Origin of the sequence: Shewanella algae (genome assembly GCF_009183365.2) — a bacterium.
Taxonomy (GTDB): domain Bacteria; phylum Pseudomonadota; class Gammaproteobacteria; order Enterobacterales; family Shewanellaceae; genus Shewanella; species Shewanella algae.
In genome coordinates, this window is record NZ_CP068230.1 from 2,786,472 (window position 1) to 2,805,227 (window position 18,756).

An 18,756-nucleotide genomic window follows, 5' to 3' on the forward strand; every position below is an offset into this window, starting at 1 on the left:
GCCTTGAATGGATGACAGGTCTTGAGCTGCAGCCAGATCTTAAATAGGAACTGAATTCTGCGTAGGCTCTGAATCCTGCATAGCCGCTAAAATTTCAAGTCTCTGAGCTTTCGAGTCCCTGTGATTTCGAATCTCTGTGATTTCAAATCTAGGCTTGGCAGGCTTACCCCTGACGCGTCTTAGCGCGCTGCCAGTGCAGCAGATATTTATCCAGCTCATTGGCAAAGGCCTGTCTATCTGCCTGACTCAACTTGGGACTGCCACCGGTATCTATGCCGCTGGCACGCAGGGTATCGAGAAAATCCCGCATATTGAGGCGGGCACGCACATTGTCGCGATTCAGCAGCTCACCGCGGCTATTGAGCGCCTTGGCGCCCTTGTCTATCACTTCGGCCGCCAGCGGAATATCATTGCTGATCACCAAATCGCCGGCCTGACACAGGCGCACGATTTCGTTATCGGCCACATCAAACCCCTTGGGAACTTGTAAGGTTTTGACACTGGCAGCACCTATTATCCTGAGCGCCTGATTGGCGACAAAAGTGACATTGATGCCGGTACGCGCCGCCGCCCGCACCAACATTTCGCGGATCACTACCGGACAGGCATCGGCATCGACCCAGATTTGTGCCAGGTCTGATGCCTGCTCATTTTGATTCTGCTGCACTCGCGCTCCTTTAGTTTGCAATAAAATTTGCATGCCATTCTATCCCAAGCCACGTATCGGTGCGCGCTAAATCCCCATGCCTACAATCAAGCATTTTGCCCGGGAGCGTATCAACACTTCGCCCTCCTGAGCATCAACTCAAACGCTTTCAATCGTGCTCTTCTGCCAGTTTGGCACACCAGTCATCATACTCAAGCGGCTCGTGCCCACGCGCACCTTGCTCTTCCGTGTAATCGCAATAGTTGCACCACAGCGTCAATGCCCGGCGATAAGCCTCACCACTCAAATTAAAGCGGGATAACGGCACAACCGGTAAAATAGTGGCCAACTCATCAAGCTCATCTAGCATCTGCCAACAGATATCGGCCCGAATACACAAACAATACGGCACTTCATGCAACGCAAAATCCAGGCTTTCCAACAGACTGCGGGCCAAATGCAATGCTGCTTGCTGGCGCAGGAAGTCTGTAACCCCGCTATCGGCCAGTATTTGCTGCAGCAAAATCTCGGGAGACGGATTGTCAATGCCTTCTGCGGCACCCAGTAGCGGCCGCATTTTGATATAAGTATCCTGCAGCCCATAAGCACAGTAGAGCCAAAGTTTTACTCTGGGCTCATCAAAACGTGCCAGCCAAAACGCCTGCAACTTTGGCAGTAATCCGGGGTGGGCCAAGGGCAGTGCCAGTGAAGGACTGTCCAGCTCAAGTTGGCTAACCTCCTCGCTCGCGGCCTGCGGGGCGTTCATATCCGGCTGTGAACGGCAGAGAGCCAACTCGCATAGCGACTCAAGGTAAGATGCCAGCGCCTCACCCTCGAGCGCGTCTATGCGCTCAAGCACGGCTGCCAACTCTTTTTTCCATAAAGACTTAATTCCGCTCGCCCTGGCCTCGAGGTAAGCTCGCCAATCGCCGGCAATATCCAAGTTAGGGATCATTTTCCAACCATAAATTATCTATCACTCTTTGTATAAAAGGCCTGTAGCTCGCTTGAAATCGCATCCTGATAGCTGGAGCTCAAAAACTGGCCCCAGGTTCTGCCCTCTTTGAAAACCTTATTGACTGTATCGACCAAGAAAACGCTTTGCACTATGGCCCATTGATTATCCAATTTGGCTACATAATCTGCCGGGGAGAGTGCTTCTTCACTGATTTTGGGGCAAAAGATAATAACCTGAAGATACAAGCCCCAAACTAGCGGCAAGAATCCCACCTTAAACGCGACTCTGTTCCTTAACTGGCTGATGTAAGTATCCATATCTGAAGGCAACTCAGCCAGACAAACCATAGCTACGGCTCTATTGCTGGCCCAGGTTTGCCTTTTCAAAAGCGCGACGCACCCGGGGATCTTTGCTTCACATTCCTGAACCGGCTTGAAGCCCTGTGCCTTCAAAGTCAGCGCCATGGATTTGCCTACAGCTTTTATCGTCATACTTGACTCTCCGGACAACCACTAGCAGCTAATACTGGGAGAGCTAATACTGGGTGTCTCAATTATTTTTGTTGGGTGTTTGGCTTGTCGGCGTTACTCAGTGGCAGGCGCTTCCCTGTGGTAGTGGATAAGATCATGAAACACTGCGGGTTGATCTCTTAAGTTGCGGTAACCATGGGGTTTATCTGCGGCAAAGCGCACGGCCTCACCCTGCTGTAATGGCTGCCACTGACCATCGACTAACACTTCCATAGTGCCGCTCAACACGATCACATGCTCGGTCACACCCGCCTCATGGGGCTCGGAGAGACGCTCATAGTGCGGCAATAGGGTAAGTTCAAACATTTCAAAACCAAAGCGAGGCTCAAAGGGAAATAGCGACGCCACTAACATGCCATCGGTTGCAGGCTTTTGGCGTAATGCATCGGCGTTACGAAAGACGGCGCCTTGGCTCTCGGGCATTGGCTCCAGAAAGGTCGAGAGGGAGGTATTAAAACCGCTGGCGATTTTCCACAGAGTAGCAATAGTGGGGCTAGATTCGCCGCGCTCAATCTGGCCTATCATGGCCTTGCTTACGCCTGTCTCGAGTGCCGCTTTATCTAAACTCCAACCCTTTTGGCTGCGCAGTTGCTTTAGGGTCGCGGCAAGATAGCTATTGATGGTCTGCATTAGGTTCTGACGCTTAAAAAATTATTTGTACGTTATAACGCACAGGTGCTATCTTGTCTATCTCGTGCGTTATAGCGCACAAAAAATGGTTCGACGATCAAGGCTAAGGTAGGTAGAGGAGTAAGGATGATGTGGCGCGAGGCTTTAGGACTATCAAAAATATCGGCGGGCTTTATTGCCGTGCTGGTGGGCTACAGCAGTTCGGCGGTGATTATCCTGCAGGCGGCGGATGCCGTGGGCGCGACATCGGCACAAATGAGTTCATGGCTGTGGGCCTTGGGTGTCGGCATGGGGCTCACCAGTATTGGCCTGTCTCTCTACTATAAAAATCCGGTGCTTACGGCATGGTCGACCCCAGGGGCGGCGCTGATGGTCACCAGCCTTGCGGGATTAAGTATCCACGAAGCCGTTGGTGCCTTCCTGGTGAGTTCGTTACTGATCACGCTTTGCGGCTTGGCTGGATGGATGGACAAGCTTATTCGTATTATGCCGTCTTCGGTGGCGGCGGCCATGTTAGCGGGGATTTTACTGCAGTTTGGCTTAGGGCTGTTTCAAGCCATGCAGACTCAACTGAGTTTAATCCTATTGATGTTATTGGTGTTTGTTGTGCTTAAGCCCTGGGCGCCGCGCTACATTATGTTGCTTACCCTTGTCGCGGGGATAGGGATGAGTTATCAATTGGATCTACTGAAACTCGATAAGCTTGAGCTGCAATTCGCCGCCCCTGTATGGATAGCGCCAGCGTTTTCTATAACCAACGTGGTGGGTGTGGCGCTGCCCTTATTTGTAGTGACTATGGCCTCACAAAATATGCCAGGGGTAGCAGCGCTTCACGGCCATGGTTATCGCCCGCCTATCTCGCCACTAATTACCGTGACGGGTCTGATGGGCGTACTGTTTGCCCCCTTTGGCGGCTTTGCCTTTAATCTCTCGGCCATTACGGCAGCGATTTGCATGGGTAAAGAGGCAGACCCTAACCCCGCAAGCCGTTACTGGGCGGCGGTGTGGAGCGGAGTATTTTATTTGATAACAGGTCTACTCGGCGCAACAGTAGTTGGGCTATTCGCCGCATTTCCGAAGGAATTGGTGCTCGCGATTGCAGGATTGGCGTTGCTTGGCACCATAGGTAACAGTCTAACCGCAGCGCTCGCGGATAACGACGAACATGAAGTGGTGGTAATTACGTTTCTCGTCACCGCATCTGGCGTGAGTGTATTGGGGATCGGCAGCGCCTTCTGGGGATTATTGCTCGGATTTTTAATGCATTACTGGCACAAGCATCGCGCCTTAACCACAACTTAAACGGGCAAAAGCTTAGCTGTGGTTAGGTCTAGATTGCAGTTCGCCACCTTAGTTGGAAATAAGAACACGAAAATTGGAAATAAGAGGCAAATTGCAAAATGCATCAAAATGGGGATGCATCAAAATGGGGGGCAAAATGGGGAGGGGCAAAATGGAGCAAAATGGGGACACCGGAGCAAAATGGGGACACCCATAATTCTTGCCCATAATTCTTGGCAGGTTTCTCTCACCTTGTCTAGGCTTGAATGGAGCCTTTGAAAAGGAAAGGATGCCATGCCGAGGCCAAGATATGCTCAAGTCAGTCTTGAGGACACCCCCTTCTATCACTGCATCTCCCGCTGTGTACGTCGCGCCTTTCTATGTGGCGTTGATGATTATTCCGGCAAGAGTTATGAACATCGCCGTGATTGGGTTGAGTCGCGTCTATTGGAACTGGTGGCCGTCTTTTCCATTGACTTGTGTGCCTATGCAGTCATGTCCAATCATCTGCACTTGGTGCTCAGAGTTGACTTGAAAACCGCCACTGAATGGACATTGGAGCAGGTTTTACAGCGTTGGCACCTGCTTTACAGTGGAACCCTGTTATCCCAGCGTTTTCTGCGCGGTGAAACACTTTCTGATATTGAATATCTCACCCTGCAACAAACCACTGAAGTCTATCGCCAACGTTTGATGGATATCAGTTGGTTTATGCGGGCGCTCAATGAACCTATTGCCAGACAAGCCAATCGGGAAGACGGATGCAGCGGTCGCTTTTGGGAAGGCCGCTTCAAATCCCAGCCATTGTTGGATGATGCAGCGGTATTGGCCTGCATGGCTTATGTTGACTTGAACCCTATCCGCGCGGGAATAGCCAAAACCCCGGAAGACTCAGACTATACCAGTATTCAACGGCGGATACGGGCCGCGATGCAAGGCAAAAACACACCTGAGCTGTTACCCTTTGTCGGCAATGAACGGCTGAACATGCCACAAGGATTGCACTTTGAAGCCAAGGATTATCTGCAACTGGTCGATGATACCGGGCGTATTATCCGCCATGACAAGCGCGGCCAGATTACTGCTGGCACTACGACCATTTTGAATCGTTTAAACATCCCCGTCGGCAACTGGCTCAAGTTGACGACTGATTTTAGCCGTCTATTCAAGGGGCCGGTTGGTACACTGGAATCTCTTACAGACTACTGTATTCACCTGCAACGACGACGAAGGCAAGGGGCCGCTAATTGTCAGAAGTTGTTTAGCTAAATCCCCTTAGTCTTCTCCACCAACTGAGTCGAACTTTGTTCGATTTCAATAATGCCTGAAATTCGAATTTTGCACTCACTTCAATAGTCGAATGGCCTTCAAATGGCCTGAAACACTATTTCCTTTCAATAGAAACACAGTATTTTACAAGCTAGATCACTAGAGATTTTTCTCACCCAACACTTACAATCGGTTATTTACAATGGGTGTCTTAATTATTGCATTAATTATTGCAGCTTAATTATTTGGCATTGGGCGCCTTAATTATTGTCGGCGCCTTAATTACTGTCATTATTTGTTATACGATGGGTGTCTTGATTATCATCTTTCTATCGATTTCTTTATCACTTCCCTATCGACTCTCTTAATTGCTTTAAATCAATCACTTGCAGTAAGACATTTGAAATCAGCATCTAAATTTACTTGCTTTTCAAAGAGAAAAAATAGCAGACTTAAGTTCCACAAATTTCACCGACATAAATTGCGCCCCTATCAATTTGAACTATACTCTTTATCTTAAATTAAAAGATAAAGATGTCCCTCGTGCTGATGATATAAACACGGGATAATAAACCATACTAAGCTAAGGATGAGCTTAGCTTTATCTGTTAATAGACAATTTTGAGAGGATTTATGAACAAAACAAGGATGTTAAGTAAGCTCATGTTGACGGTGTTGAGCATGAGCACATTAAGCCTTTTCAGCTTCTCAGGCTGGGCCGATGAATACTCGCCAACCGCAAACTGTACCGCAGATGCGTCATGGTTTGAAGGTAAATTCAACCCCAAGATCGCTGCCGATAATTTTGATGATTCCACCATATGTGACTTCCATCAATTCTCCTGGCGAAGCTTCATCTGGTTAACCGAACAAGCTGGCGAAGGAAAACTCCGCTTTGAAACCTTCTATTCTGATACCGGGATCTATCCTGACAGTCAGCCTGGTAACCATTTGCTGGGAGGTGTCAACCAGGCGGGTTCAAATGGAATTTTAATCGACCAACATGGACGGGCGTTATATACCAGCATGATGATCAACGATATCTACCGTGACTTTGTCATAAAACACAAACTCTATACCCAAAGTGGGATGCAACAAGCTGATAATAAACTTAATTTCCCCAATGGCGCTATGTCACTCAAGGCCGCTTGGAAGATTGTCCAGCCCTGTGAAGACACCTCTGGTTTATATACCACCAAAGCCCCGATACAACTGCTGACCGTCGATAACGGTCAGGTGGTGATCCCTGAGAATGCACAACAGGAGATGACTCAAGTTGCCTTGGTGGGTTTCCATATTGCGGTATACGTCAATAAGCACCCCGAAGCCATCTGGGCCACATTCGAATTTAAAGACAATGCTCCCACCTTTGCCAAAGGGCAGTCACCCAACAAAATTGTTTCCGATAAGGACTATCTCTTTTATAAAGCCAACACCTTAGCCAAAGACTGTAATACCAACAACGCCGGCATGAATGCCATATTAAAGCTCGATACCAAGACCCAAACCATGGCTGCGGTAACTCAGACATGTCTGCAATACGCACAAGGAACGGTTGATAATCTGCCAAATCCAAAGAAGGCCAAAGAAAATGTTCAAGCCATTATCAGTCTCAATGATAACGTGCATCAATTAATGCCTAAAGATTCTATCTGGCGTAACTACCTTGAGATAGGTGCCGTCTGGTTCAGTAAAGAAGACCATCTTACCCCAGACTGGAGTCCGAACATGGATCCCGATGCCGAAACAAACTTACTGATTGGGTCTACGCGGCTATCAAATTCCACTATCGAAACCTTCACTCAAAATCAACGCTCAGCCAATGAATGTTTCTCCTGTCACAACACCACTGCGGTAACAGATACCCCGGAAAAAACAGCGCCTCTGGCAGGAAAAAATATCAATACCAGCCACATACTGTTAAAGAACTACCTCAACGGCCACTCAGTTAAAAGGAATTAATTATGACCGTCAGTTTACGCATTCACCCAACTATAGGCTTTGCCCGCGTCGGCAACAGTATGGACTACTACATCGAACCACAAACCATAGCTGCAATGCCGCAACCCGGACAAACACTCACAGGGGGACTCCCCATTAAAGCGGGCACAGACAACACCCCCATTAGCAGCTCAGACATTCGTGACAGCCAGGGGCGTCTCAAACGACAAGGTGCAAGGTTTAAAATTTATCAATATCCACAGCAAAACAGCCCAAGTTATCCTGCGCCGCAAGCACAGGAGGTAACCATTGGCAGTAAGGTCGATGGTAAACGGGTCACAGATATCATCTGGACAGTGCATCTTGCCAATAAGAAAGCAAACTGCTGGGAAATGGATGAGAGCGCTAATTTAGGGATCATTCTCTATCAAGATGGCGAGACACCGCCCCTGCGCAATCCCAGTTTTAATCAAACGGACAACCCGGCCGATACTGTACGTCTGCAAAAATTAGTCATTGATGCCGGTCCTCGCACCATAAGTACGAATAAAAGACAGACGGCCCAATTCAACCCAAGCACCCAGGCCAGTTACTGGGACCAACACACAAATGCAGTTATCCCTCTACCGGACTATCCCCAATCTTACCCAGCAACGGCTGGCAATGATGATCCCAACACTCGTATCGACTATTTAGGAGAGATCCAAACCGAAACCAACGGACGTCTGGTGGTGCTTGGCGGCTTTGGTAAAGCCTGTGGCTTTGATCAACAGGGCAATGCCGATCCCAATGCAAAATTGGATATGGATGTCGATAATAACAACTGGCTCGATGATACCGCAGATGGCCCTGTCACCGCCGTATTGCTCTTTGATGATGGCAGTTATCAGGCACTGGAAAACAGCGCCTGGGTTGTTAGCACAGATCCGGCATATGCGCCGCAAACACTCAATGTTGTTAGCCTGTGGGATGATATCTACACCACCTGGGTAGAAGCATTCAATCTCAACCCAGGCTTATATCAAAATAATGCCTACAACCCTGAGTATGTTCCCGACTTTGCCCAGGACATTCAGCCCATACTGAGGGCGGCCTCCATGCAAATGTGGAACACTAACCTGCCTGACAGTGCCATCAAAAGTCATCGGCAAATCGATAAACTCACTAAAGACAAGCCTCAGTTTGACATCATGTCTTTTATGCGCAAACCCAGCGCAGATGAGAACAATCATCTTGAAGACGGCTCCCCGATGATGCCCCTCTCTCTGGGGGATGCCAATAAGAGCTTTCTCACCTTAAGTAACAGCCAATACTTCCTTATGCAACAATGGGCTAAGGGACTATGTTCCACCTCGGCTCCAAGCATGACAACCCCATTAAATGAGGGTGAAGCCCTGGATAGAGCCGTACTAATGAACTGTTTGGGTGGCCGTTTTAGCCCGGGTATCGATCTCACCTTTATCGTACGGGACACTAAGCTGTATAACGCTGACTGGCAAAACCCGAATATTGGCCCATTTAGAATCAATCGCCAGCCATTAAATTATGCCGTCGCCACTAAAGGCAGCCCTTTTCTGGGTGTCGGTTACGTTCCGCTGCGCAGCCACCCTGTACAACCAGGGGATTTATGTAAATTCATGGCCATTCCCTGGCATACGGATTATAACTCCTGCGCTACCCATACTCCCGCGCCTAATCCGGGTGGAGTTATCACAGAAAGTAATATCTACGGCGGTAATATCAATACCAGCCTGTTTTGGTCCTGGCCTGCCCAAAGACCCGTTGCCGTTTACACCTATGAGGATGTAGCCAAACGCAATGATAATACCCTGCCATTACAGCGTTACTCGGTCAGGGGAGAAGGCACCAGTGCCAGTGGACAACAACTCACCTTCGATGCTCAGGGTAAATTAAACAACTCACCCGCTTCTAATGTCGGTCGATATCAGGATCGTCACGGGATCCTCAACAACTGGCAAAATATCGGTGTCGTGATCCAAGGGGCCGCCATCGATGGATACCCGGCGCACTTAGACCCTAACTATTACCTGGAAGTCCAAAGTGGTTTTAGCCAAGACGACAGCAACCTGGTTATGCCTTGGGACAATACGGTTACCGACCCTGTCTATCCACCAGAGAAGTAATCCCAAATGCTCTGGCCTGCATCAACTGCAGTGCCAGAGCAGCAAAATAGATAGATAAAACAGCCTATGAACAATTATTCAGCTTCAGCCACTGCTACTCAAGTTGCCATCATAGGTGGTGGTCCAGCCGGTTGCTGCTGCGCCATTCGCTTAATCCAACAGGGGATAGATGACATTGTCATCATTGAGTCTTCTGATTATCAGCAGTTTCGCATCGGTGAGAGTATTCCCCCGCAAACCAAACAGCTGTTTCATCAACTCGAGATCTGGTCAGCATTTGCCAAGGAGCAACACCAACCCTGCTATGGCAGTCGCTCATGGTGGGGAGATAATCGCAATGGCTTTAACGACAGTTTGCTCAGCCCCTATGGGCATGGCTGGCACCTTGATCGCCAAAAATTTAATCGCTTTTTAGCCAAGCAGGCACAAAGTGCAGGTGTAACCTTGTTAACCCAATGCCAATTTAAAACTGGCAGGCTTATCAATGACAAACACTATCATTTAACGCTTGATAGACAGGGCGCTGAACCTCAACTCAATGCCAAGTTCGTTGTTGATGCCAGCGGAGCGCGCGCCAGCTTCGCCCAAACCCAGGGAAGTAAAAAACAATCAAACCATGCCCTGGTAAGCCTGGGACGCCGCTTTATCATCAAAGATAAACACTATCCTTTATCACAGCAAACACACCTTGAAGCTGTTGAAAATGGCTGGTGGTATGCGGCCCGTCTGCCAAATGACAGAGTACTGATAAGCTTAACGACGGATCCCCAAACAGCTAAAACACTCAAGCTTCATGAGACAAACAACTGGCTCGATATTCTGGTTAACTCTCCCAATACCAAGGCGCTGCTGCAGGGAGTCACTCCCGAAGATACCCAGCCTAAACGCTATCCAGCCTCCTCATTTTTTTTAAACCCTGCCACAGGCAAAAACTGGCTTGCCATTGGTGATGCTGCCTGCACATTCGATCCCATCACCTCAGGCGGGATCATCAAAGCCATGGCCGACGGTGTCACCTGTGCAGATATCATCGCGGGTATATTCAAAACATCAGGTCATGACACTCACCATGGTTTGATGCAATATCAGCAAATGCTCATCCAGCGCTACCAGCATTATCTGGCCATGCGTGCTCATTACTATCAGCAGGAAAAACGTTTTTTAAACAGCCCCTTTTGGCAAAAAATGCAGGCTATGAGCCCTCACAAGATTCACAGCGAAATGGAACTGCAGGCCAATTTAACGTAAATAGCGACGGCGAATAGTAGATCACTTGTCGTTGTACTCGTGATTTCCAAAGAAACCCGATGCCGCAAGGCCATTCCTTGATATCCCTATCGTTAGACATTCGAAAATTTATTCATATTAGACACCGTGTCAGTGCGTCCTGGAAGGAAATACCCCGTGTCTGGTGTGGAATCACTGGCTGTGTTGCAGCATAAGCATCTGTTAGTTCGCAAATATGCACAGGCCTTTACGTTAAATAGAACTAAATAAAACCGCCCCGTAATTCTTGCACTCACTTCTATAACCGAACATCCATCAAAGGCTTGAAAAACAAAGTTATTTCAATGAAAACATCTGCCTTTCTGTAACACAGACATGACTAAAGCTTTTACTCAGCTAATTGTGGGTGTCCTTGTTGCCCACCAACCTCGACTGAGCTTTGATGGGTATTTCAAAGGCTAGTCAAGGCTGTGAGAAACATCAAAAAGGTATGGCTGTCCTATCTTTCTAACACAGACATGACTAGAGCCTTTACTCAGCTAATTATGGGTGTCCTTGTTATTTGATTGGGGCTGAACATCAACTCAATGCTAAGTTCGTCGTTGATGCCAGCGGGGCACGCGCCAGCTTCGCCCAAACCCAGGGAAGTAAAAAACAATCAAACCATGCCCTGGTAAGCCTGGGACGCCGCTTTATCATCACAGATAAACACTATCCTTTGTCACAGCAAACACACCTTGAAGCTGTTGAAAATGGCTGGTGGTATGCCGCCCGTCTGCCAAATGACAGAGTACTGATAAGCTTAACGACGGATCCCCAAACAGCTAAAACACTCAAGCTTCATGAGACAAACAACTGGCTCGATATCCTGGTTAACTCTCCCAATACCAAGGCGCTGCTGCAGGGAGTCACTCCCGAAGATACCCAGCCTAAACGCTATCCAGCCTCCTCATTTTGTTTAAACCCTGCCACAGGCAAAAACTGGCTTGCCATTGGTGATGCTGCCTGTACATTCGATCCCATCACCTCAGGCGGGATCATCAAAGCCATGGCCGACGGTGTCACCTGTGCAGATATCATCGCGGGTATATTCAAAACATCAGGTCATGACACTCACCATGGTCTGATGCAATATCAGCAAATGCTCATCCAGCGCTACCAGCATTACCTGGCCATGCGTGCTCATTACTATCAGCAGGAAAAACGTTTTTTAAACAGCCCCTTTTGGCAAAAAATGCAGGCTATGAGCCCTCACAAGATTCACAGCAAAATGGAACTGCAGGCCAATTTAACGTAAATAGCGACGGCGAATAGTAGATCACTTGTCGTTGTACTCGTGATTTCCAAAGAAACCCGATGCCGCAAGGCCATTCCTTGATATCCCTATCGTTAGACATTCGAAAATTTATTCATATTAGACACTGTGTCAGTGCGTCCTGGAAGGAGATACCCCGTGTCTGGTGTGGAATCACTGGCTGTGTTGCAGCATAAGCATCTGTTAGTTCGCAAATATGCACAGGCCTTTACGTTAAATAGAACTAAATAAAACCGCCCCGTAATTCTTGCACTCACTTCTATAACCGAACATCCCTCAAAGGCTTGAAAAACAAAGTTCTTTCAATGGAAACATCTGCCTTTCTGTAACACAGACATGACTAAAGCTTTTACTCAGCTAATTGTGGGTGTCCTTGTAGCCGCTATCCTTTATCACAGCAAACACACCTTGAAGCTGTTGAAAATGGCTGGTGGTATGCGGCCCGTCTGCCAAATAACAGAGTACTGATAAGCTTAACGACGGATCCCCAAACAGCTAAAACCCTCAAGCTTCATGAGACACACAACTGGCTCGATATTCTGGTTAACTCTCCCAATACCAAGGCGCTGCTGCAGGGAGTCACTCCCGAAGATACCCAGCCTAAACGCTATCCAGCCTCCTCATTTTGTTTAAACTCTGCCATAGGCAAAAACTGGCTTGCCATTGGTGACGCTGCCTGCACATTCGATCCCATCACCTCAGGCGGGATCATCAAAGCCATGGCCGACGGTATCACCTGTGCAGATATCATCGCGGGTATATTCAAAACATTAGGTCATGACACTCACCATGGTTTGATGCAATATCAGCAAATGCTCATCCAGCGCTACCAGCATTATTTGGCCATGCGTGCTCATTACTATCAGCAGGAAAAACGTTTTTTAAACAGCCCCTTTTGGCAAAAAATGCAGGCTATGAGCCCTCACAAGATTCAAAGCGAAATGGAACTCCAGGCCAATTTAACGTAAATAGCGACGGCGAATAGTAGATCACTTGTCGTTGTACTCGTGATTTCCAAAGAAACCCGATGCCGCAAGGCCATTCCTTGATATCCCTATCGTTAGGCATTGGAAAATCCATTCATATCAAACACCGTGTCAGTACGTCCTGCAAGGAGATACCCTGTGTCTGTGTGGAATCTCTGGCTGTGTTGCGGTATTAGGATCTGTTAGTTAGCAAATATGTACTGGCCTTTAAGTTAAATAGAACTAAATAAAAACCGCCCCATAATTCTTGCACTCGCTCCTATAACCGAACACCCCTCAAGGGCTTGAAAAACAAAGTTCTTTCAATGGAAACATCTGCCTTTCTGTAACACAGACATGACTAAGGCTTTTACTCAGCTAATTGTGGGTGTCCTTGTTGCCGTTTTACGTGTAGTTGAAGGCTTGAAATATGTCATTGTCGAAGTCAATATCTGAATATGCAAAATCATACTTCTCAGTTTCTGGAATATTGGTAGGAAATTTCAGCCGAAAGAAACCACCAATGCTAGGTTCGAAACCATCACTAGGCCCTCCCGGATTTATGGATAAACCCATGCCCGCTGGAGAAAATTCATTATCAAGAAATTGTGAAGCTAATAACGCGGAAAGTCCGGCGACGGCATCAATTAGATTTTCGAAATTGGCTTGGGTGAAATTTAAATGGCGGTCATGCTTGGTTTGGTTGTATGCAGTGTACCAGGCTAAAGAGCCGGAAGATGCCCAAGCGGAAAAGGGAGTTCTCACCCCTGCCGAGCCAAGCCAATTGGGAACTTTAACTTTGTACTGGGAGAGATAGTGACTTTGCTCTATTTTTTTATAATCTCCCATATTCCAATTCCCACTTCTTACATATCCGTTTTCTCTAAGTATTGCAGTACAGTTAGCTTCCACCTCCACACACGTCCTTAACAAAAGCTCGTGGATTCTGTGAGAATGAGAAGCAAGATTTATGTCCGACGGCTCTATATAGTCGAATAGCTCTAAAATATCTTTTTGAATCAGCAAAAAGGCACGCACAAAGTTTTCGGGGGAATCCGCATAATCCTGATGTAGTACATACATCCACTTACCTGAGTCAGAGTATGTATTATCCGTAAAGATACGAGCGGTTCTTCTATAAGGTGCAGTTACTCCCACGATCTCTCCTTTGATGCATAACGCCTTGCTCACCGGTAAATTGCGAGCGCAGCGAGTAATTTATCCGCGTGCAGCAAATTGTTAGGCAATTACCGGCGCACGACTCTGACCTAGTTCAAGCAGGTCTCTAATTTTCACGTCAATATATTTTAGAAAAACAAGCATTTCTTCTAGATCAAGGTTTTTCTGGTTAGTTGTGATACTTGCTGGAGTAGCATGAAGTAGCTTACTGCTAAAAGTGTAGATGAAATTGTATTCCTCAGTTAAGCTGACTTTTTCTGCCATTTGACGCCAATTCCAACGCCCAGGTATCAAGCTTCGTATATCTTCTGAAACCGTATCATCAAATGTAGATTTTTCTTCTTCCAAACTAGCTATGGAACCTTCGACTTCTGGCAAAGCTTGCTTCCCTACCAAATATGCTTGAAATCCGTAACCATTAATTTTCGCTTGCTCGGCATAGATTGAAAATTGCCGAGCCGCTTTCCTGTCGATTATTTCGGCTACAATTTTAGGGGCTGATATAGCGGCCTGCTGCTTTTTTTGCTCATCAGAAATCAGGCTCAACTCCCCTATCTTGTCATTCAGCAGAGATGATTCTTCTTCTGCCAGCTGATTAAGTAGACTAATCTCTCTGTTGAGTTGCGAACGGTAGTCTTTCCAGTAACGAAGTTGTGTATCTATAAGTTGTTCGTAGTACACAAGTCCATAGCGTGCATCAAGATCCAAAAGACGCAACCAAAGACTTAACTCGAATATATAGCGAGCAACAGAAATAACACCGACTGTTTCTACAAAATTGAAGTTATTTTCGGTAAATAGGCGCAGTTTTATTAAACCATCCCCAAAGACTGAACTACGCCAACAATCGTAGTTCCATTTATCGAACGAATCCATTATTTCCGGGGTTCGGAAAAGTTTCGCAGTAGCATCCAAATCTTCTTGATGCCCCTTTATTGAAGCCACTAGTTGACTAATTTGGTCTTCGATCATCGCAATTCCCTTGGACACTTCTTTACTGCCTAACGCCGCGTTAAGTGGTGAACAACGCGACCACCAAGCCTAAACCATTGTGCCGTAAACACTAAAGCCGATTGAAACTAAAAATGCCAAGCGTTGTGAATCCGTCTTAAACGCTTTGTATGGATAATAACCAAGCCAAAAGGGTAAAGTGAGACCCAGGCTTTAGCGGCAACTAAAGCTTTCTATGTGGCAGTTCGGTTGAACGCTGGCTCCTCTGTCGAGAGACCGATAACAAACATGAACGCCTCATAGGACTCCAAGCATAAACCTCGAATAGTCGACTGGGTCTCGAACCCGCATTTCGCAAGCAAGAGTTAGCTTATTATGAATACAAACACACTTCAAAACATTAATATTGGTGTTGATACCGGCAAATCACAGCTCGACATTTACATCCGTCCACTCGATGTCTTTTTTACCGTGCCAAACAACGAAAAGGGTATCAAACAAGCCTTAACTACCAACCCACAGCGTATCGTTATCGAAGCGACTGGGCGCCTAGAAATGCCCTTCGTGTTAGCGTGTACCGAGGCCAAGTTGCCTATTGTTCGTGCCAATCCTGTTCATATCAAACGCTTTGCCGGTGCTATTGGTCGTAGAGCCAAAAATGACCGCTTAGATGCACAGCTTATCGCCCATTATGGTGAAGCCATTAAACCTGATTTGACGGTCATAAAGGCTAAGAACATACGTTTAATGAGTGACTTAGTAATTCGCCGCAATCAGCTGCTCGCGATGCAGACCATGGAGAAAAATCGTATTCAAATTTTGCCTAAGCACCTACATTCGACAATAACCCCCATCCTGACTGCGATAAAAAATCAGGTCTCAAAGATTGAAAATAAGCTTGTCAAACTCATCGAAGATTGCCCCGAATACCAAACTAAAAATACCCTCTTACAAAGCGTACCTGGTATCGGCAATATCGCCGCTGCGTCTATCATCAGCAATGTGCCTGAGTTAGGCTACATTACCAACAAGCAAGCGGCTTCACTCATCGGCGTCGCCCCTATTACACGTGAAAGCGGACGCTACAAAGGGAAACGAGTCATCCAAGGAGGCCGCGCACAGGTGAGAACCGTTTTGTACATGGCCATGATGTCAGCCATGCAATGTAACCCTGTTTTCAAGGACACTTACGCTCGATTACTCGAAGCTGGAAAACCAAAGAAAGTGGCGATTATTGCCTGCGTTCGCAAGATGGTGGTCATCCTAAACTCTATGCTTCGAGATGGCATCATGTGGGACCAAAACATCGCCCAAAATAAAGGATTGACGCCATAGTCGTTTGTTAGGCTAACTGCGCAATCAAAAATTGTTCGATGTCACGTATCATAGTAGTCACATCATTCTCGGAAAATTCATCTGGTTTTCCATGCGCAGCACTGTTGCGAATATCTGCTAGAGCAGTAATTCTTTTTTGCTGTAATTTGTTATACACACCTGCTTTAGCTAAATCGGCGTTCATTTTGTCAAGTTTACCTTGCGATAGGCCTTCTTTTAAGCAAAGGTCTCGTAACGCAGTTTCCAAGACAACACCAGCAATAACCGCGGCAGCAATTTTATAACCATTAGAAAGAAGCTCCTCAGCTTGTTCTAATTCACTGTCGAAAACATCAGCTTGAATTAGGTTCTTAATGGAAGTTAGATAACCATTTTTGTAGTCATCCATTGCCGCATTTAACACAGATTTCATTCTTTTAAATGCGTCTGAATTCGAATCATATGAGCCAAGTTTTTCTGCTTCCAGAAACTCTAGATAATGCTGTGATTCTTTACCGCAGGTAGCAACAAGCAAGTTCTTAACTTTAACCTTCCAAGTTAAAGCTGCCTCATCGTCCATCTTAGTATAATCACCGAAGTCACTTCGGTGATAAGTTATCGAAGCCTCTATAGCAGGCACTTCGCTGTATAATTGGTCGAATCTATCAGATAACTTTTTGAGCATAATGCCTCCTCATATTAGCCTAACGCTTAATTAAGGGGCCGAAAAAGCGTAGCTTTTGAGGTCCCAGCCCGCTTGCGGGCGACTTGAATTTTTTGTTATGCATTTGACTATTTGTGCTTAGTGCAAACATACCGCACTAAATCAGACTTACTGGAACCTGGCACCAATGATGTCCATTTGGAGTTAGACCAGTCTTTAAGTGGTTTTGAGGGAGATTTCTTAGCACCGTCTTCGCTGCTGCCAGCTAGTTCAAAATATTGCTTGCTTTCACAATTTACGTTGAGTTTAGTGAAGTCAGTATAGGCGTTGCCTTTACCGATACGACTTGACAGGACAGTGATTATTCCGTCGCTGCCTTTTTCGCTAGTGATAATGAAATAACTACCGCTGTCACCAGATGAAGGAGCACGATAGATTTCATTTGCTGTGACCGGAAAAGAACTCGCAGCGAGTGCGACGGTGAAGATGACTTTTTTCATGATATTGCTCCTTGCTGCATGAATGCATAACGCCCAATTAAGGGGTGAACAACGCCTCCACCCAAACCTAACGCATTGTGCCATAAACACTAAATTGAAGTAGAAGCAAAAATGCCAAGCGTTGAGAATCCCTCTTAAATTGCTTGTTATGTGAACTGCTACAACAAGCGAGTATAAAAAATGCTTAGTTCATCAAGGTAGGTTTCACTAACATCATCTTCGTTCCAAGCCCATAATTCTTTAGGAACGAGTTCGAACACCTTGTGGTGAGGTGCATTTAAAGTGGGGACACTATAAACAGGAAGATATAACCTGTTAGTTTTGATTTTATAACTAAGTTCGCTGTCTTCAATGAGGTTAAATTGATCAGCTGTTATATCAACCAAAATACCTTCACTTTCTACCCACCAATGCCCAACTTCACCGCCACGCTTTTTAGATATACCAAAGACAAGGTATATAGGCTTACTGTAGCCTTTTTGGGTTAAGTGGTAGCAGAACAACATTGAAGCATGTTTACAAGCATTAATTGGAAAGTCAGAACCAAAATAGAACCAGCCTTTACCAACAACTGATTCTATTTTACTTCTTACCCAAGCCGCTTCTTCGTGAAGGTTTATCATTTTTCCCCTGTTCACATAACGCCCGCTTAAGGGGCAGACAACGCAACTACCAACTTACCGCATAACACCGTAATCACCGAAACCAACGCATAGTAAAAATGCCGCGCGTTGGCTGTCCCTCTTGAAGCGTTTGTTATGCTACCTTTTTGCCATTGGATGGCTTGGATTCAATTGAAGAAGATCCCACAAGTTTCCATACAAGTCTTCAAACACTGCTACCGTTCCATAGTCTTCTTCTGTTGGCTCGCGGACGAAGTTAATACCAATCGATTTCATACGCTTAAAGTCACGCCAGAAATCATCAGTATTTAGGAACAGGAATACTCGACCGCCTGCTTGATTTCCAATGAAATCATGCTGCTCTGGCTTCGAGGCTCTGGCAAGTAACAACGTAACACCATGAGAATTTGGTGGAGCCATAACCACCCAACGTTTGTCTTGTTCAGGTTGATGAGTATCTTCAATAAGTTCAAATTTGAGTTTGTTTACATAAAAATCAATGGCTTCATCATAATCTTTTACAACTAAAGCAATATGGACAATGTTCTGTTTCATAGTATCCCTTATTGAAGATTTCGACTGGTAGCATAACGCCCGCGTCACAGGCCGAGGTAAATGG

18 protein-coding genes are annotated in these 18,756 nt (G+C 46.4%); 8 read left to right on the forward strand and 10 right to left on the reverse strand.

Features of this window, described 5'->3' with window-relative positions; all coding sequences use genetic code 11:
* Positions 1-163 precede the first annotated feature (163 nt).
* From E1N14_RS12440 to E1N14_RS12455, 4 genes are all read right to left on the reverse strand, one after another.
* Positions 164-667 carry a YaiI/YqxD family protein gene (locus E1N14_RS12440; protein WP_255265333.1) on the reverse strand — a complete coding sequence of 168 codons (504 nt, stop codon included), beginning with the start codon at positions 665-667 and terminating at the stop codon, positions 164-166.
* 148 nt (positions 668-815) lie between these two features.
* The gene (locus E1N14_RS12445; protein ID WP_062793909.1) at positions 816-1,601 is read right to left on the reverse strand and encodes a hypothetical protein; all 786 of its coding nucleotides are present in this window, start codon (positions 1,599-1,601) and stop codon (positions 816-818) included.
* A gap of 14 nt (positions 1,602-1,615) precedes the next feature.
* Positions 1,616-1,990, reverse strand: coding sequence for a hypothetical protein (locus E1N14_RS12450; RefSeq protein ID WP_054745546.1), 375 nt, complete (start codon positions 1,988-1,990; stop codon positions 1,616-1,618).
* Positions 1,991-2,188: 198 nt separating this feature from the next.
* Positions 2,189-2,764 (reverse strand): helix-turn-helix domain-containing protein, encoded by a 576-nt coding sequence (locus E1N14_RS12455; RefSeq protein ID WP_025011196.1) that lies wholly within the window; start codon positions 2,762-2,764, stop codon positions 2,189-2,191.
* 129 nt (positions 2,765-2,893) lie between these two features.
* Here E1N14_RS12455 and E1N14_RS12460 point away from each other — a divergent pair, with 129 nt between their 5' ends.
* The 7 genes from E1N14_RS12460 to E1N14_RS22045 all read left to right on the forward strand — a co-directional run bounded on the left by E1N14_RS12460 (position 2,894) and on the right by E1N14_RS22045 (position 12,909).
* Positions 2,894-4,066 (forward strand): benzoate/H(+) symporter BenE family transporter, encoded by a 1,173-nt coding sequence (locus E1N14_RS12460; protein ID WP_025011197.1) that lies wholly within the window; start codon positions 2,894-2,896, stop codon positions 4,064-4,066.
* Positions 4,067-4,339: 273 nt separating this feature from the next.
* Entirely contained in the window at positions 4,340-5,314 is a 975-nt protein-coding gene (locus tag E1N14_RS12465) for a hypothetical protein (protein ID WP_045284114.1), read from the forward strand.
* A 681-nt stretch (positions 5,315-5,995) separates the two neighbouring features.
* Complete coding sequence (locus E1N14_RS12470) at positions 5,996-7,276, forward strand: hypothetical protein (RefSeq protein WP_152134909.1); 1,281 nt, start codon at positions 5,996-5,998, stop codon at positions 7,274-7,276.
* A 2-nt stretch (positions 7,277-7,278) separates the two neighbouring features.
* The gene (locus tag E1N14_RS12475; protein ID WP_025012125.1) at positions 7,279-9,399 is read left to right on the forward strand and encodes a LodA/GoxA family CTQ-dependent oxidase; all 2,121 of its coding nucleotides are present in this window, start codon (positions 7,279-7,281) and stop codon (positions 9,397-9,399) included.
* Positions 9,400-9,465: 66 nt separating this feature from the next.
* Positions 9,466-10,647, forward strand: coding sequence for an NAD(P)/FAD-dependent oxidoreductase (locus E1N14_RS12480; protein WP_152134910.1), 1,182 nt, complete (start codon positions 9,466-9,468; stop codon positions 10,645-10,647).
* A gap of 541 nt (positions 10,648-11,188) precedes the next feature.
* Positions 11,189-11,923, forward strand: coding sequence for an NAD(P)/FAD-dependent oxidoreductase (locus tag E1N14_RS12485; protein WP_152134911.1), 735 nt, complete (start codon positions 11,189-11,191; stop codon positions 11,921-11,923).
* Between the two features lie 659 nt (positions 11,924-12,582).
* A complete protein-coding gene (locus tag E1N14_RS22045; protein WP_263858745.1) occupies positions 12,583-12,909 on the forward strand; it encodes an NAD(P)/FAD-dependent oxidoreductase in 327 nt (108 codons plus the stop codon).
* Between the two features lie 402 nt (positions 12,910-13,311).
* Here E1N14_RS22045 and E1N14_RS12495 read toward each other — a convergent pair whose 3' ends face one another.
* Positions 13,312-14,064, reverse strand: coding sequence for a hypothetical protein (locus tag E1N14_RS12495; RefSeq protein WP_025012142.1), 753 nt, complete (start codon positions 14,062-14,064; stop codon positions 13,312-13,314).
* A gap of 81 nt (positions 14,065-14,145) precedes the next feature.
* On the reverse strand, positions 14,146-15,057 hold the full coding sequence (locus E1N14_RS12500) for a hypothetical protein (RefSeq protein ID WP_025012141.1): 912 nt from the start codon (positions 15,055-15,057) through the stop codon (positions 14,146-14,148).
* Between the two features lie 354 nt (positions 15,058-15,411).
* Between E1N14_RS12500 and E1N14_RS12505 the strand changes: the two genes are divergently transcribed.
* Entirely contained in the window at positions 15,412-16,371 is a 960-nt protein-coding gene (locus E1N14_RS12505) for an IS110 family RNA-guided transposase (protein WP_152134913.1), read from the forward strand.
* Between the two features lie 7 nt (positions 16,372-16,378).
* Here E1N14_RS12505 and E1N14_RS12510 read toward each other — a convergent pair whose 3' ends face one another.
* From E1N14_RS12510 to E1N14_RS12525, 4 genes are all read right to left on the reverse strand, one after another.
* Positions 16,379-17,035 carry a DUF4145 domain-containing protein gene (locus E1N14_RS12510; protein ID WP_062793980.1) on the reverse strand — a complete coding sequence of 219 codons (657 nt, stop codon included), beginning with the start codon at positions 17,033-17,035 and terminating at the stop codon, positions 16,379-16,381.
* A gap of 107 nt (positions 17,036-17,142) precedes the next feature.
* On the reverse strand, positions 17,143-17,514 hold the full coding sequence (locus tag E1N14_RS12515; RefSeq protein ID WP_025012032.1) for a hypothetical protein: 372 nt from the start codon (positions 17,512-17,514) through the stop codon (positions 17,143-17,145).
* A gap of 158 nt (positions 17,515-17,672) precedes the next feature.
* Positions 17,673-18,137, reverse strand: coding sequence for a hypothetical protein (locus E1N14_RS12520; protein WP_025012033.1), 465 nt, complete (start codon positions 18,135-18,137; stop codon positions 17,673-17,675).
* A 138-nt stretch (positions 18,138-18,275) separates the two neighbouring features.
* Positions 18,276-18,692 carry a VOC family protein gene (locus E1N14_RS12525; RefSeq protein WP_025012034.1) on the reverse strand — a complete coding sequence of 139 codons (417 nt, stop codon included), beginning with the start codon at positions 18,690-18,692 and terminating at the stop codon, positions 18,276-18,278.
* Between the last annotated feature and the right edge of the window lie 64 nt (positions 18,693-18,756).